This is a genomic window from Aeromonas sp. 25-248, assembly GCF_053005425.1.
In genome coordinates this window covers 90798-103801 of the sequence record NZ_JBRKTB010000006.1, presented here as the reverse complement: position 1 = coordinate 103801, position 13004 = coordinate 90798, and the positions used below count along the sequence as shown (strand labels likewise).

The 13004-nt window shown below is 65.0% G+C and carries 16 protein-coding genes; 10 read left to right on the top strand and 6 right to left on the bottom strand.

All coding sequences use genetic code 11. The annotated features are described in order from the left end of the window. The first annotated feature begins 174 nt into the window (after positions 1-174). The 4 genes from ACVDHI_RS10970 to ACVDHI_RS10955 all read left to right on the top strand — a co-directional run bounded on the left by ACVDHI_RS10970 (position 175) and on the right by ACVDHI_RS10955 (position 2321). A complete protein-coding gene (locus ACVDHI_RS10970) occupies positions 175-648 on the top strand; it encodes a GNAT family N-acetyltransferase (protein WP_103259406.1) in 474 nt (157 codons plus the stop codon). Next, on the top strand, positions 645-881 hold the full coding sequence (locus tag ACVDHI_RS10965; protein ID WP_039039791.1) for a DUF3624 domain-containing protein: 237 nt from the start codon (positions 645-647) through the stop codon (positions 879-881). The genes ACVDHI_RS10970 and ACVDHI_RS10965 overlap by 4 nt, the downstream gene beginning before the upstream one ends. A 42-nt stretch (positions 882-923) precedes the next feature. Further along, positions 924-1670, top strand: a complete 747-nt coding sequence (locus ACVDHI_RS10960; protein WP_323948025.1) for an SDR family oxidoreductase — start codon at positions 924-926, stop codon at positions 1668-1670. A 225-nt stretch (positions 1671-1895) separates the two neighbouring features. After that, complete coding sequence (locus ACVDHI_RS10955) at positions 1896-2321, top strand: hypothetical protein (RefSeq protein ID WP_029313593.1); 426 nt, start codon at positions 1896-1898, stop codon at positions 2319-2321. 81 nt (positions 2322-2402) lie between these two features. Here the strand turns inward: ACVDHI_RS10955 and ACVDHI_RS10950 are convergent, their stop codons facing one another. Next, positions 2403-2987, bottom strand: a complete 585-nt coding sequence (locus tag ACVDHI_RS10950; RefSeq protein ID WP_041212267.1) for a hypothetical protein — start codon at positions 2985-2987, stop codon at positions 2403-2405. A gap of 186 nt (positions 2988-3173) precedes the next feature. Between ACVDHI_RS10950 and ACVDHI_RS10945 the strand changes: the two genes are divergently transcribed. Next, complete coding sequence (locus ACVDHI_RS10945; RefSeq protein WP_182956510.1) at positions 3174-4349, top strand: iron-containing alcohol dehydrogenase; 1176 nt, start codon at positions 3174-3176, stop codon at positions 4347-4349. 195 nt (positions 4350-4544) lie between these two features. On the opposite strand, the gene ACVDHI_RS10940 is transcribed toward ACVDHI_RS10945, so the two are convergent. From ACVDHI_RS10940 to ACVDHI_RS10930, 3 genes are all read right to left on the bottom strand, one after another. After that, a complete protein-coding gene (locus tag ACVDHI_RS10940) occupies positions 4545-5174 on the bottom strand; it encodes a glutathione S-transferase family protein (RefSeq protein ID WP_042864523.1) in 630 nt (209 codons plus the stop codon). 108 nt (positions 5175-5282) lie between these two features. Beyond that, the gene (locus ACVDHI_RS10935; RefSeq protein WP_447212078.1) at positions 5283-6551 is read right to left on the bottom strand and encodes an O-acetylhomoserine aminocarboxypropyltransferase/cysteine synthase family protein; all 1269 of its coding nucleotides are present in this window, start codon (positions 6549-6551) and stop codon (positions 5283-5285) included. Between the two features lie 139 nt (positions 6552-6690). Further along, complete coding sequence (locus ACVDHI_RS10930; protein WP_080988754.1) at positions 6691-6867, bottom strand: hypothetical protein; 177 nt, start codon at positions 6865-6867, stop codon at positions 6691-6693. Between the two features lie 100 nt (positions 6868-6967). Between ACVDHI_RS10930 and sgrR the strand changes: the two genes are divergently transcribed. From sgrR to ACVDHI_RS10915, 3 genes are read left to right on the top strand one after another with little or no spacing between them, the layout of a single operon-like run. Beyond that, entirely contained in the window at positions 6968-8722 is a 1755-nt protein-coding gene (sgrR, locus tag ACVDHI_RS10925; protein WP_447212077.1) for an HTH-type transcriptional regulator SgrR, read from the top strand. Positions 8723-8757: 35 nt separating this feature from the next. Then, on the top strand, positions 8758-9153 hold the full coding sequence (locus ACVDHI_RS10920) for an acyl-CoA thioesterase (protein ID WP_167825751.1): 396 nt from the start codon (positions 8758-8760) through the stop codon (positions 9151-9153). Positions 9154-9183: 30 nt separating this feature from the next. After that, a complete protein-coding gene (locus tag ACVDHI_RS10915) occupies positions 9184-9897 on the top strand; it encodes a hypothetical protein (protein WP_324062098.1) in 714 nt (237 codons plus the stop codon). Positions 9898-9951: 54 nt separating this feature from the next. Here ACVDHI_RS10915 and ACVDHI_RS10910 read toward each other — a convergent pair whose 3' ends face one another. Both ACVDHI_RS10910 and ACVDHI_RS10905 read right to left on the bottom strand, forming a co-directional pair. Next, positions 9952-10692 (bottom strand): lipase secretion chaperone, encoded by a 741-nt coding sequence (locus tag ACVDHI_RS10910; protein WP_324062100.1) that lies wholly within the window; start codon positions 10690-10692, stop codon positions 9952-9954. Then, on the bottom strand, positions 10689-11600 hold the full coding sequence (locus ACVDHI_RS10905; RefSeq protein ID WP_039039783.1) for a lipase family alpha/beta hydrolase: 912 nt from the start codon (positions 11598-11600) through the stop codon (positions 10689-10691). The genes ACVDHI_RS10910 and ACVDHI_RS10905 overlap by 4 nt, the downstream gene beginning before the upstream one ends. Before the next feature lie 305 nt (positions 11601-11905). On the opposite strand from ACVDHI_RS10905, the gene ACVDHI_RS10900 reads away from it, so the two are divergent. Both ACVDHI_RS10900 and ACVDHI_RS10895 read left to right on the top strand, forming a co-directional pair. Beyond that, positions 11906-12331: a hypothetical protein gene (locus tag ACVDHI_RS10900; RefSeq protein ID WP_029313599.1), complete on the top strand. Its 426-nt coding sequence runs from the start codon at positions 11906-11908 to the stop codon at positions 12329-12331. Positions 12332-12354: 23 nt separating this feature from the next. Further along, positions 12355-12969 carry a superoxide dismutase gene (locus ACVDHI_RS10895; RefSeq protein WP_324062155.1) on the top strand — a complete coding sequence of 205 codons (615 nt, stop codon included), beginning with the start codon at positions 12355-12357 and terminating at the stop codon, positions 12967-12969. The last annotated feature ends 35 nt before the right edge of the window (positions 12970-13004 follow it).

The following is a 13004-nucleotide window of genomic DNA, read 5'->3' as shown; positions in this document are numbered from 1 at the left end:
ACAGAAAGGACTGCCAGAAACGGCAGGATCCCCAGTGGGCTTCGATGCACCGACAAGCACGACAATGGCGCGAGGGGAAACAAGAGGTTACAGTGCCTAATATTCTGCCTTGGTAACTTGTGATACAAGTCGCATTTCTGGTGCTGAGGATAAATAACCGAACAAGGACTCCCCGTGTTGACCGTGCGCGCCGCCCGAGCCGATGATTTGGGCGCCATCGTGAAGCTGGAACGCTACTGTTTTCCCCCCGAGGTCGCCTTCGGCCGCAGCCGCTGGCACTATCTGCTCAATCAGGCCAAGGGGCGCACCCTGCTGCTGCAAGACGAGAAGGCGCAGGTGATGGGCTATTTGAGCGTGCTGGAGCACAAAGGCTGGGATCGTCTCATCATCCAGACCCTCGCCATCCGCTGGACCGTCCGCCGTCAGGGGTGGGCACGCCGCCTGCTGGAGCAGGTGATCCGGGAAGGGCGCGAGGCCGGCTGGGGGGCGATTCGCCTCGAGGTCGCCGACGCCAACCCAGAAGCCAGGACCCTCTATCAGGGGCTGGGGTTTCGCCCCGGGGTACGGCTGCCCGATTATTACGGGCCCGGACAGCATGCCCACCGCCTGGTGCTGGCGCTGGGGGATGAGCGGCAGGCGCCATCATGAGTTGCGAGGATTGCCTGGCCACGGCCATCAGGGCCAAGCTCGGGCGCTGCCCGGTCTGCGCCGCCCAGACCTTTCTCATCGGGGCCGTCGGCTGGCTGGTCTGGTGGTGGTGCGGCGCCGATACCTCGGTCAACGCCCTGACCGGCCTGCTGTTTGCGCTGGGGGGCTCGGGTCTCTTCCTGCTGCATCTGGCGGTGTTCGCATGGCGAAAGCTGGGCAAACGCGACATATAACGTGCTGATTTTTCAAGAAGACAAATAACAATGGAGGTTCACATGATTGCAATGGTAACGGGCGCCTCGTCCGGCTTTGGTGAGGCCATCAGCCGCCTGCTGGTGAGCGCTGGCCACCGGGTGATCGGCACCGGGCGCCGCGCCGAACGGCTGGCCGCCCTGTCCGAGGAGCTGGGCGAGCAGTTCCTGCCGCTGGTGTTCGACGTCCAGGACAAGGCTGCCACCCGCGCCGCCATCGAGGGGCTGCCGACCGAATGGCAACAGGTGGATCTTTTGGTCAACAACGCTGGCCTGGCACTGGGGCTGGAGCCTGCCCACAAGGCGGATCTGGAAGACTGGGAGCAGATGATCGCCACCAACATCAGCGGCCTGACCCTGATCACCCGGTTGCTGCTGCCGGGCATGGTGACGCGCAACCGCGGCCACGTCATCAACATCGGCTCCATCGCAGGGACCTACCCCTATCCGGGCGGCAACGTCTACGGCGCGACCAAGGCGTTCGTGAAGCAGTTCAGCCTCAACCTGCGCGCCGATCTGGCGGGCACGGCCATCCGCGTCACCAACGTGGAGCCCGGCCTGTGTGGTGGCACCGAGTTCTCCAACGTGCGCTTCCATGGCGACGACGCCAAGGCGGCCACCGTCTATCAGGGGGTGCAGGCCATCCTGCCGGAAGACATCGCCAATACCGTACTCTGGATCAGCGAGCAGCCCGCCCACGTCAACATCAACAGCATCGAGATCATGCCGGTGGCCCAGACCTTCGGCCCGCTCCACATCAGCCGTCGCTGATGTCATGACGAGCCGACTCCTGTCCACAAGAGGCGCCTTCGGGCGCCTTTTTTTGATGGGTCTGGTCGCACTCGTCATGGAGTGCAGAAGGAGGCGTGCTGCGACCCCGTGCTGAACCGTCGAAAGAGGGGGGTACTCAAGTTGGCCTGCATTTTGCTGTCTCCGGCCCATGGTGGGGAAACCATCCCCGGAGCCGGCGAGGCCGGCAGTGAGCGTGGAGCCTTCATGGATATCAAACCCTATGGTCATCAACTCGCCCAGAGCGCGTCCCAGAACCGTGCCTTGGCGACCCTCAGCGACAGCGATGACAAGCAGAGCGGCTGGTCTCAGCAGGTCAGCCTCTCCAGTCAGGTGCTGACCGGCAAGGCGCAGCAGGCACTGACCTACGAGCATCTGGCCAGGAACGGCAAGAACACAGTCCTGACCGGTGGCGTCAAGGATGCGCGGGTGCAGCAGATGGTGGACAAGGCCCTGGGCTTTGATCGCAAAAAATTTGACGATCTCGAGCGTCAGCTCAAGGGGATAGCGGATGACAAGACGCTCTCTGCCGAGGAGCGCGAAACGCAGAGCAAGGACCTGGCCGCGCAGCGCGATGCCATGCTCAAGGAGGCCATGGATCGCCTCACCGGCAAATCCGCCTCCCAGGCATGATGTGATTCAAACGGCAATCTTTGGGCGTTAAAGGCAAGGGGTTGCCCCCTTGCCACGGGGCTGGCAGGCCGTGGTCAGGGTTCAGGGACTCTGGGGGGCAATGCCGATGGCGATGGCGGTGGTCTGCACGGCCTTGATCTGGTCCCCCTTGGCGATGAGGGCGAACTGGGCCGGATCCTGCACCTTGAGGGTCAGGGTATGGTCGACCCCCTTGACCCGGATGGTCTGATGCGCCTTGTCCACGTCGATGACGTCGGCATAGATGGTTACCTGCATGCCGGCGCCGGCAGCGGGTTTCTCCCCGGCGGCCGCCTTGCCCCCTTCCACTTCCACCACCCGTTTTCTCACCCCGGCGGTGCCCTTGAGCAGGGTCAGGTCCAGCAGTTGCAGATATCTCAAGGCCACGACATCTCCCACCTTGAGCTGGGGAAGGTTGGTCACCTCCTCCCCGGCGATCAGATCCAGGGTCTGCCCTTCGGCATTTTTCAGGCTGACCTTGCGGGTGGCCAGGTCGATGGCGGTGACGGTTGCCCTGGCCGTCAGTTCTTCGGCCAGACTGGCTTGTCCGGGGGCCACGGCCACATGGGTGGTGACCTCGGCGGCATAGAGCAGGGGAGGGGCACAGAGGGTGAGGGCACCCGCAATCCAGGCGTGCTTCAGTTTCATGATAGAGACCCAGTGAGTGGGAAAGGGACCCCGGGAGGGGCTTGAGGGGGCGACGAGCGCGTCTTCCCGCTATCACCATAGCAAAGCCGGGCAGGAGCGCCCGGCATCGGCAAGCTGGCATCGTATTTTTGACGACAGGATCCCGTTTTTTGACCTGATGGCACGGCAGGCGCACAATTCCCCGGCATGCAATCAACCGAGGGCTCTGCCGTGTACAACTTCCAATATGCCAATCCCACCCGCATCTGCTTTGGTGAAGGCCAGATAGCCATTCTGCCCGAACTGATCCCGGCCGGCAGCCGTCTGCTGGTGCTCTACGGGGGTGGCAGCATCAAGCAGAACGGGGTCTATGAGCAGTTGACCCAGGCGCTGGCGGGCCGGGAGTGGCTGGAGTTTCCCGGCATCGGCGCCAACCCCCAGTACGATCAGCTGATGGAGGCGGTGGCTCTGGTCAAGCGCGAGCGCATCGACTTCCTGCTGGCGGTGGGTGGCGGCTCCGTGGTGGATGGCACCAAGTTCGTGGCCGCCGCGGCCTGCTTCGAGGGGGACGATCCCTGGGAGATCCTGCGGGACAAGGCCCCCATCAAGGCAGCGCTGCCGCTCGGCTGTGTGCTGACCCTGCCGGCCACCGGTTCGGAGAGCAACCCCGCCGCTGTGGTGAGCCGGGGGGAGGCCAAGCTCTCCTTCTACAATCCGCTGGTGCAACCGGTGTTTGCGGTGCTGGATCCCGCCACCACCTACAGCCTGCCGCCGCGCCAGGTGGGCAATGGCGTGGTGGATGCCTTCGTCCACATCCTCGAGCAGTACCTCACCTTCCCGGTGGGGGGCGAGGTGCAGGACCGGCTGGCGGAAGGGCTGCTGCAGGTGCTGGTGGACAACGGTCCGCGGGCGCTGGCGGAGCCCACCAACTACCAGGTGCGTGCCAACCTGATGTGGGCGGCCAGCCTGGCCCTCAACGGCCTCATCGGTCGCGGCGTGCCCCAGGACTGGTCCACCCACGCCATCGGTCACCAGCTCACCGCCCTGCACGGGCTGGATCATGCCCAGAGTCTGGCGGTGGTGCTGCCCTCCCTGCTGCGGGAGCAAGCGGCCCAGAAGCAGGAGAAGCTGGCCCAGTTTGCCGAGCGGGTGTGGCACTCCAGCCGGGAGGACAAGGCGCTGCGCATCGAGGAGGCGATCATCCGCACCGAGCAGTTCTTCCAGCAGATGGGGGTGGGTACCCGGCTTGCCGACTACGGCCTGAGCGAGGGCTGCATCCCCGGTATCTGCTCCAACCTCAAGCGTTTCGGGCTGACCGCCCTCGGGGAGCAGCAGGACATCGACCCCGACAAGGTAGCCAGGATCCTTTCCCACGCGCTGTAAGTCATCCTGGCAACCATAGTGGCGCGGATCCTTTCTCACGCCCTCTAGGCCTGAGGCCCTTGGCCAAGGGGCGATCCGGACAATAAGTGCGTCCAGGATCCTGTCCCACGCGCTTTGATCATCTGGCTGACGGCTGGAAAAGAGAACGCCCCGATCATCGGGGCGTTTTGCAGGGTGTCACCGGGGCACCGCCGTTTATTCGGCGCTGCGGTCCAGCTCGCGCTCCAGCGCCGCCGCCTTCTGGCGTGCCGGATGAGTGTTGAGTCGCTGCCAGTAGGCCTCAAGGTGGGGGAACTGGGCCAGCTGGCCGCTCTGGGCCAGCAGATCCACCAGGAAGGAGTTCAGGATGTCGGCGCCGGTGAGGCGATCGGCCACCAGGTAACGGCGGTTTGCCAGCACCTCATCGAGATAACCCAGCACCTTGGCGCACTCGGCTTTGGCGTAGTCCGGCAGGAAGCGCATCGGGCTGCCATCCTTGCGCACGAACATGTCGAGCAGCAGCGGCAGAATGCCGGAGCTCTCGGCGAAGTGGAGCCACTGCAGGTATTCGGGATACTCCGGGCTGTCGGCGGCCGGTGCCAGCCGGTCCGGGGCGTGGCGGGCGATCAGGTACTCTGTGATGGCACCGGATTCTGCCAGTACCCGCCCGTCAAACTCGATGACCGGCGACTTGCCGAGGGGGTGGACGGCCTTGAGCTCGGGCGGCGCCAGAAAGGTGGCGGCATCGCGCTGGTAGGCCTTGATCTGGTAGGGCAGGCCCAGCTCTTCAAGCAGCCAGATGATGCGCTGGGAGCGGGATTTGTTCAGGTGGTGCAGGACTATCATGAAAACCTCGACGCAGTGACGGAAGGCGGTGATACGCAGCGCCCCGGCAGCAGGTTCACTTATGGATGAAAAAGAGCGGGCGTGGTGCCCGCTCCTTCGTCGATTGACTCAGGCCTCCAGCGCCTGATCCAGATCCGCCAGTATGTCCTCGATGGCTTCGATCCCCACCGACAGCCGGATCATCTCAGGTTTCACTCCAGCCTTGGCCTGCTCCTCTTCGCTCAACTGGCGATGGGTGGTGGAGGCGGGGTGGCAGGCCAGGGACTTGGCGTCGCCGATGTTGACCAGCCGCTTGAAGATCTTGAGGGTATCGTAGAAGCGCACGCCCGCCTCGTAGCCCCCCTTCAGGCCGAAGGAGAGGATGGCCGAGGGGCGACCGGCCATGTACTTCTCCGCCAGCGGGTAGTGGGGGTGACCCGGCAGACCGGCGTAGCTGACCCAGGCCACCTTGGGGTGATGCCTGAGGTGATGGGCGACCCGCAGAGCGTTGTCCACGTGGCGCTCCATGCGCAGGCTCAGGGTCTCCAGCCCCTGCAGCAGCAGGAAGGCGTTCATCGGCGCCAGCGCCGCGCCGGTATTGCGCAGCGGCACGGTGCGCACCCGGCCGATGAAGGCCGCCGGGCCGAAGGCCTCGGTGTAGACCACCCCGTGATAAGAAGGCTCGGGTTGGGTCAGCTGGGGGAAGCGCTCGGCGTGATCCGCCCAGGGGAACTTGCCCGAGTCGACGATGACGCCCCCCAGGGAGTTGCCGTGGCCGCCGACATATTTGGTCAGGCTGTGCACCACGATGTCGGCGCCGTGTTCGATGGGTTTGCACAAGACCGGAGTGGCGACCGTGTTGTCGACGATGAGCGGCACGCCGCGGGCGTGGGCGGCCTTGGCCAGGGCGGCGATATCGACGATGTTGCCCGCCGGGTTGCCGATGCTCTCGCAATAGACCGCCTTGGTCTTGTCATCGATGAGGGCGGCGATGGCCTCGGCGCTGTCATCCTGGGCGAAGCGCACCTCGACCCCGAAACTTGGCAGCATGTGGGCGAACAGGGTGTAGGTGCCGCCATAGAGCTGGGGGGTGGAGACGATGTTGTCACCGGCGGCGGTCAGCGCCTGGATGGCGTAGGTGATGGCGGCGGAACCTGCCGAGACCACCAGGCCGGCGATCCCCCCTTCAAGGGCGGCCATCCGCTGCTCCAGCACATCGTTGGTGGGGTTCATGATGCGGGTGTAGATGTTGCCCGGTACCGCCAGATTGAACAGATCCGCCCCGTGCTGGGCGCTCTCGAACTCGTAGGCCACCGTCTGGTAGATGGGCACGGCCACCGCCTTGGTGGCGGGATCGCTGGAAAAGCCGTGGTGCAGGGCCAGGGTCGCATCTTTCATCACACACTCCTTGTTGGATGTCACCATTATGGATGGATAGACGTCCAATCTAGCAGTCCTGGCGCCGATGTAAACCACCCATTCCGGCAAAGCAATGCCGGGGGATGGCGGTGACCGGATGGCGCCTGTGACGGCGACCTCAGAGACGGCGGCGATACTCCCTGTCGTCTATCTGGTGCATGTCCCACTGCATCAGGCGGTTGAGCTGCACCATGGGATCTTCGACCAGCGTCAGAGGGCGGGGCAGGATCCTCAGGAAGTAGCGACGAAGGGTTTGCTGGATCCGGTTCGGTTTGAGGGGGTTGGCATGGCTCATGATGGTGCTCCTGTGCTGTGGTTCTCACGTTCGCCAGCAGTATTGAGCTAAAATGCGGAAGTAAAAACTGATGACTTTCAGTCAAGGGATTTCCTCTTTTATGCCTACTAGCCGCCTTTATCAGCAATTTCAACGGCTCGCCCAGCAGCTTGGCTGCGACGAGCGGGAAATCAGCCTCGCCGAGGTGGCGGACTTGCTCTGCTGCACCCCCCGCAATGCCCGCCTGCTGCTGCGCCGCATGGAAGGGCAGGGCTGGCTGTGCTGGACGGCGGAGGCAGGGCGGGGGCGGCGCTCCCGCCTCACCCTGCTCGACAACCAGGAGAGCCTGACCCGGCGCCGATTGCGGGATCTGCTGAGTCAGGGCCAGCTGGCGCAGGCGGTGCGGCTGGCCGAAGATCGCCTGGATCTGCTCACTCCGCTGCTCATCGAGCAGCTCGGCCAGGCCACCCGGGAGGGGCGCCAGATCCTGAGGGTGCCCTACTACCGGCCCCTGCCCGGTCTGTTGCCCACCGCGCCCTTGCGCCGCTCCGAAATTCACCTGAGCCGCCAGATCTTCAACGGTCTGACCCGGCGAAACGAGGAAAATGGGGAAATAGAGGGGGATCTCGCCCACTACTGGGAGTGTCTGGCCCCCTGTCACTGGCGCTTCTATCTGCGCCCCGTGGTGCGCTTTCACCACGGCCGCGAACTGGTGGTGGAGGATGTGATGGAGAGCCTGCAGGCCTTGCGGGATCGCCCGCTGTTCGCCCATCTGGCACGGCTGGAGAGTCGCTGGCCGCGCACCCTGGACATCCATCTCGACAGCCCGGATCCTCTGCTGCCGCACCTGCTGGCCGAGCCGGTGGCGGCCATCCTGCCGCGGGAGCTCAAGGGGGAGGCGAATTTCGCCCTGCAGCCGGTGGGCACCGGCCCCTATCGGGTGAGCGCCAACGACCCCCTGCACCTGTGCCTCGAAGCATTTGACGACTACTTCGGGCTGCGGGCCCTGCTCGACGAGATCGACATCTGGATGCTGCCGGAGCTGGCGGAGCGGCTGGAGAGCCACGTCAGGCTGGGCAGCGACACCCCGGAGCTTGGTTCCATGCGCGGGGAGTCCGAACTGGAATCCGGCTGCTACTTCCTGCTGCAGGACGACAGATCGGTCCCCCTGCAGGACCCGGCCCTGCGCCAGTGGCTGACCCGGCTGCTCAACCCCATCGCCCTGATGGCCCGGGTGGCACCCGAACTGCAGCGGGGCTGGACCAGCGCATTGGGCCTCCTGCCCCACTGGCGCGAGAGCCTGCCTCTTCCCGAGCCCGGCCCGGTCAGCCTGCCAGCGCGGCTGGTACTGGCCTGCTTCAACCAGCACCTGGAGTTCAACGAGTGCGCCAGCGCCATGAGCAGCCTGCTGGCAGAGCAGGGGATCCAGCTCGAGGTACGTACCCTGGACTACGGCCGCTGGGTGAGCGGGGAGGATGAAGATGTGGATCTCTGGTTCGGCACCCTCAACCTGGAGCATGAGCACGCCTTCGCCCCTTACGCCTGGCTTCAGGGCACCCCCTTGCTGCGCCGGGTGTGGGGCGGCCAGCAGGCCCTGTGGCAGGGATTGACGCAGTGGCGCGCCCATGGTGAAGAGCCCGGCCCCCGCGCCCTGCTGGCCGAGGTGCAGCGCCAGAGCTGGTTCGTGCCGCTGTTTCACCACTGGCTGGAGCTGGAGAGCCGGGTCGGCGTGCACGGTGTGCGCATGACGGCCCTTGGCTGGTTCGATTTTCGCAGCGCCTGGTTAAAGCCCGAGCAGGTGGCGCAGGAGCCGGAAACCGGCGGTGGCTCTCACCCCCTGGCAGGGACGCTTGAGTCGGACGGGTTGGCGCGCTAGCCTGTGCGCGGTCCTACGACAAGGAGTCGACATCCATGCTGGAAATGCAGATCCAACCCCGTTTTCAAGAGACGGACGCCCTCGGTCACATCAACAACACGGTGCCGGCGGTCTGGTTTGAATCGGCCCGTGATCCCCTGTTTCGCCTCTTCTCGCCCGAGCTGGATGTGCATGACTGGCATCTGATCATTGCGGGCTACACGGTGCAATTCAAACGGGAGCTGTTCTATGGCCAGATGGTGTCGATCAAGACCGGCGTGCGGCGTATCGGTACCAGCTCCTTCACGCTCTGGCAGGAAGCCTGGCAGGGCGGCGAGCTGGCGGTGACCGCCGAGACGACCCTGATCCATTTTGACTACCGGGCCCGGCAGTCCATCCCTTTGAGCGAGGCTCACCGGGAGGGACTGAGGGTCTGGCTGGTAGAGAGTTAATCCGGCCTTCGGGCCCACCACAGGACACTTATGCGCACAACCGCGATCGCCCTGAGCCTCGGCTTGGGACTGGGACTCTGCTCCCTGCCTTCATTTGCCGCCTCCCTGGCCGAGCAGTTCACCCTGATGGAGAAGGGGGCCGACAGCGCCCTCGATACCCGCCTGTTCAGCCACGATGGCGTTGACATCAAGGCCTGGGTCGACGGCACGCCCGTCATCATCGCCGTGCCCATCCTGAACGAGCAGGGCAAACAGGAAGGGGAGAGCCGTTACTACTTCAAGGGCGGCAAGCTGTTCGGGGTGAGGGAGCCCGCCGCCCAGTTCGCCTTCGATGACAGTGGCAAGCTGACCCAATGGCTGGACGACAAGGGGCAGCCTGCGGAGTTTGTCAGCAAGATGAGCATGCAGCAGCGGGAAGCCTGGCTGGCCAGACGGGCGGCCGAGCTGGGCGGGTTGTTTGCACCGAGCACCGCCGAGGAGAAGGCTGACAAGGGGGGCGTCAAGCTCAAGGGGGCCGAGCTCGCCCAGTGGCTCTGCAATGGCAAGCTGATGGCGCTCGCCGGAGGTGACAAGGTGACCTTCGAGCCGGCCAAACTCAAGAGGAGTGCAGAGGGCATCAAGGGAGAGGTCTCCCTGCGCCAGGAGAAGGGGTGGCAGGATCTCTGCCTCACCTGCGAGGTGCAGGGCAACCGGGTGACTCGCCTCACCTGGCAGCCGCTGCCGGGTGCCAACAAGCCGCAGTAAGGGCGGCAGCGTCAAAGAATGGGGGCCCACTTGCGGGCCCCTTTTTCATGCCGGTTACTGCTCGCCCAGGGTGAGCCGGGTGAGGGCCTCCACCCGTCGCCACTGACTGGGCTCGAACCAGCGTGCCAGGATCTCCGGCTGCTGGCTGGCACGGGCCTCGGCAGGCAGGGGCCTGATCTCGGCCAGATAGCCGGCCAGCTGCTGCGCGAACCCCTGCTGGCTCTCTGCCAGCTGGTGCAATCGGTCTGCCGCCTCCGGTCCCAACTGTTCGCGCAGTGCGGCGTCACGCCCGGCTGCGGGGAGTTGTTCCAGATCCTGCAGATCGCCGAGCAGGCGGCTGTTGGCCTCCGCCTCCCGAAACCACTGGGGCTGCTCCGCCAGCCAGAGTTCCAGCTCGCTCGCCAGCAGCGGCTTGTCGGCATCGCTGGCCTCCGCCAGCGCCTTGCGGCGCAGGGTCCACTGCTCCATCAGCCTGTCCTCGGCAAACAGCTGCTCCTGCTCGGCCGGGGTGAAGCGCTGCCTGCGCAACTGCTCGCGCTCGTCGAACAGCTTCTGCAAGCTGGCGAGGCCCGGATCCGCCGGCACCGTCAGGCTGCCCTCGGCCGCGAGAAAGGCTTCATGGCGGGCCTGCAGCGAGGACTTATCCGACGGCGGTGCGGCCTGCCTGACCAGAGGGGAAGCGGGCCCGGCATGTTGCGGCGAAGGGGCGGTTGCGTCAGCGGAGGGCCAATACTGCCAGCCCCCCAGCAGCAGGGCCGCCGCCAGCGGAGCAGCCATCAGCCATGCCCTGTTCATAGTCCCAGCCTCTGCAGGCGGTTGGCGTGCTGGCGATAGAGGTTGACCGGGTCTGTCTCGAACAGGTGGCGAATGCCGAACGACTGGTTCACCTCGTCCAGATGGTTCATGCGGTAGTGGGTGCCGATCACCTTGCCGAGGTGGCTGCTGCACACCCCGACCAGGCCGTCACTGGGCTCCTTGAAGAAGCTGCCGGTCAGCGCCAGCGCCGGATCCACCGGATCCAGGATGTTGGTCATGGTGCCGCGTCCGCTCCAGGAAAAGTAGTAGACCCCGTTGGCGGCCTGCATGGGCCCTTCGCCGCAATGCTGGCTCGGCAGCCCTTCCGGATAGCGCTGGTTGAAGCGTTGGGCGCCGGTGCTGGTGAGGGCGTCGAGGGCGGCGAGGGGATCCTGCGGCAGCTGGCTTCCCCCGGAGAGCAGCGAGATGACCCCGGACAGGGCCGAGGCGGCGGCCACCGCCAGACCTTCGGCCGCCGAGCCCGGCGTCACCTTGGCCCGCACCAGGTCGGCGATCTCCGAGCCATGGTTGACCCCGCCCACGCTGGTGGCGGAGGCGACCAGCTCGGGGGCGACCGAAGCGACGTAGCGAATGGTGGGGCCACCGTGAGAGTGGCCGATGAGGTTCACCTTCTCCGCCCCCGTGATGGCGAGCACCTGCTGCACCTGCTTGAGCAGCTGTTCACCGCGCAGCTCCGAGCTCTGGGTGGCGGAGACCTGGGCCACGTAGACCTTGGCGCCATCCCGGGTCAGGGCCTGGGGGATGCCGTAGAAGTAATCGACTCCGAGCAGCTTGTCGAAACCGAACAGACCGTGCACCAGCACTATGGGGTAGCGGGTCTGGGTATAACCGGCGCCCTGACCCAGCATGGGCAGGGCGCACAACAGCATCAATAGCCATCTTTTCATCTTCACCGTCCTTGTGAAAAAACCGGCTGCACTCTGGTCGTCACCGGGGGTCGTCACCGGGCAGCCACCGGCCTCATGCCAGTACCGGCAGCATGGTGGCTGAACTCAAATGTATCTGTGGATGGGATCACTAAACCGGGGATTGCAGAAAAACCCTACCCATATGGGCAAAAAAGGCTGCACCAACTATTCCTTGTGACTGCCCATTAAATAAGTTAAATAGTAATTATTATCATTTGAGTGGTCGAGTCATGACGGGAACCTGGGTGAAGGGGTGGGTCGGTACCACCGGAGCGGACAGCAGCATGGCGCACTGGAAGGCGCAGACCCTGAGTGGCAACCGCCATTTCGATGCGGGGGAGTACGCCAGGGCGCTCGACTGCTATCAGCAGGCGCTGTGGCTTGCCCGCCAGCAGTTTGCCGACTGGCACGATGCCGACGAAGCGGTGGCGGCCCTGGTGGTGGCCCATCACAACCTGGCGGATCTGCTGGTGGCCATGACCCTGCCGGATCGGGCCGCCGACCTGCTGTGTCACATCCATGATTGCCTGCTGGCCACCAGCCAGTCCCCCACCAGTTCCGCTGCCCTGCGGGAGGCGGCTGTTCGCCACGCCCGCAGCACCCGTACCGAGCTGCTCGCCTTTCTGGGCAAACACGGTCATCACGACGGCATCCAGCGCAGCCTGGGTCAATGTCTGTGTCAGACCGGCTCTGCCCATCAACTGCATTGAGCCCAACAGGAGAGACAATGAACATGAGCCATACCCTGCCAGCCCTTCCTTACGCCTATGACGCACTGGAACCCCATATCGATGCAAAGACCATGGAGATCCATCACAGCCGTCACCATCAGACCTATGTCACCAACCTCAATGCAGCCCTGGCCGATCTGCCGGAGCTGGCTGCTCTGCCGCTGGAGGCGCTGCTTGCCCGTATCGACAGCCTGCCGGCCCAGGTGCAGGGGGCGGTGCGCAATCACGGCGGCGGTCACGCCAACCACAGCCTGTTCTGGCAGGTGATGAGTCCGCAGGGTGGCGGCGAGCCGGACGGCGAGCTGGCCGCAGCGATCGAGCGGGATCTGGGCGGGTTGGAGGCCTTCAAGCAGGCCTTTACCCTGGCGGCGCTGAGCCGTTTTGGCAGCGGCTGGGCCTGGCTGGTGGTCGATGGGCGCGGCAAGTTGCAGGTGGTGAGCAGCGCGAACCAGGACAGCCCCCTGATGGAGGGGCTCACCCCCATACTCGGGCTGGATGTGTGGGAGCATGCCTACTACCTCAAGTACCAGAACAAGCGTCCCGACTACATAGCCGCGTTTTACAACGTGATCGACTGGGACGAGGTGGCACGGCGTTACGTGGCGGCAAGGGCCTGATCGCCGGAAATACCGAGCCCAATAAAAGAGACCCG

What these genes read in the sequence shown, in the direction of transcription:
- ACVDHI_RS10965 (WP_039039791.1), top strand. Translation starts at nt 645, where the DNA reads ATGAGTTGCGAGGATTGCCTGGCCACGGCCATCAGGGCCAAGCTCGGG.
- ACVDHI_RS10960 (WP_323948025.1), top strand. Translation starts at nt 924, where the DNA reads ATGATTGCAATGGTAACGGGCGCCTCGTCCGGCTTTGGTGAGGCCATC.
- ACVDHI_RS10955 (WP_029313593.1), top strand. Translation starts at nt 1,896, where the DNA reads ATGGATATCAAACCCTATGGTCATCAACTCGCCCAGAGCGCGTCCCAG.
- ACVDHI_RS10950 (WP_041212267.1), bottom strand. Translation starts at nt 2,987, where the DNA reads ATGAAACTGAAGCACGCCTGGATTGCGGGTGCCCTCACCCTCTGTGCC.
- ACVDHI_RS10945 (WP_182956510.1), top strand. Translation starts at nt 3,174, where the DNA reads ATGCAATCAACCGAGGGCTCTGCCGTGTACAACTTCCAATATGCCAAT.
- ACVDHI_RS10940 (WP_042864523.1), bottom strand. Translation starts at nt 5,174, where the DNA reads ATGATAGTCCTGCACCACCTGAACAAATCCCGCTCCCAGCGCATCATC.
- ACVDHI_RS10935 (WP_447212078.1), bottom strand. Translation starts at nt 6,551, where the DNA reads ATGAAAGATGCGACCCTGGCCCTGCACCACGGCTTTTCCAGCGATCCC.
- ACVDHI_RS10930 (WP_080988754.1), bottom strand. Translation starts at nt 6,867, where the DNA reads ATGAGCCATGCCAACCCCCTCAAACCGAACCGGATCCAGCAAACCCTT.
- sgrR (WP_447212077.1), top strand. Translation starts at nt 6,968, where the DNA reads ATGCCTACTAGCCGCCTTTATCAGCAATTTCAACGGCTCGCCCAGCAG.
- ACVDHI_RS10920 (WP_167825751.1), top strand. Translation starts at nt 8,758, where the DNA reads ATGCTGGAAATGCAGATCCAACCCCGTTTTCAAGAGACGGACGCCCTC.
- ACVDHI_RS10915 (WP_324062098.1), top strand. Translation starts at nt 9,184, where the DNA reads ATGCGCACAACCGCGATCGCCCTGAGCCTCGGCTTGGGACTGGGACTC.
- ACVDHI_RS10910 (WP_324062100.1), bottom strand. Translation starts at nt 10,692, where the DNA reads ATGAACAGGGCATGGCTGATGGCTGCTCCGCTGGCGGCGGCCCTGCTG.
- ACVDHI_RS10905 (WP_039039783.1), bottom strand. Translation starts at nt 11,600, where the DNA reads ATGAAAAGATGGCTATTGATGCTGTTGTGCGCCCTGCCCATGCTGGGT.
- ACVDHI_RS10900 (WP_029313599.1), top strand. Translation starts at nt 11,906, where the DNA reads ATGGCGCACTGGAAGGCGCAGACCCTGAGTGGCAACCGCCATTTCGAT.
- ACVDHI_RS10895 (WP_324062155.1), top strand. Translation starts at nt 12,355, where the DNA reads ATGAGCCATACCCTGCCAGCCCTTCCTTACGCCTATGACGCACTGGAA.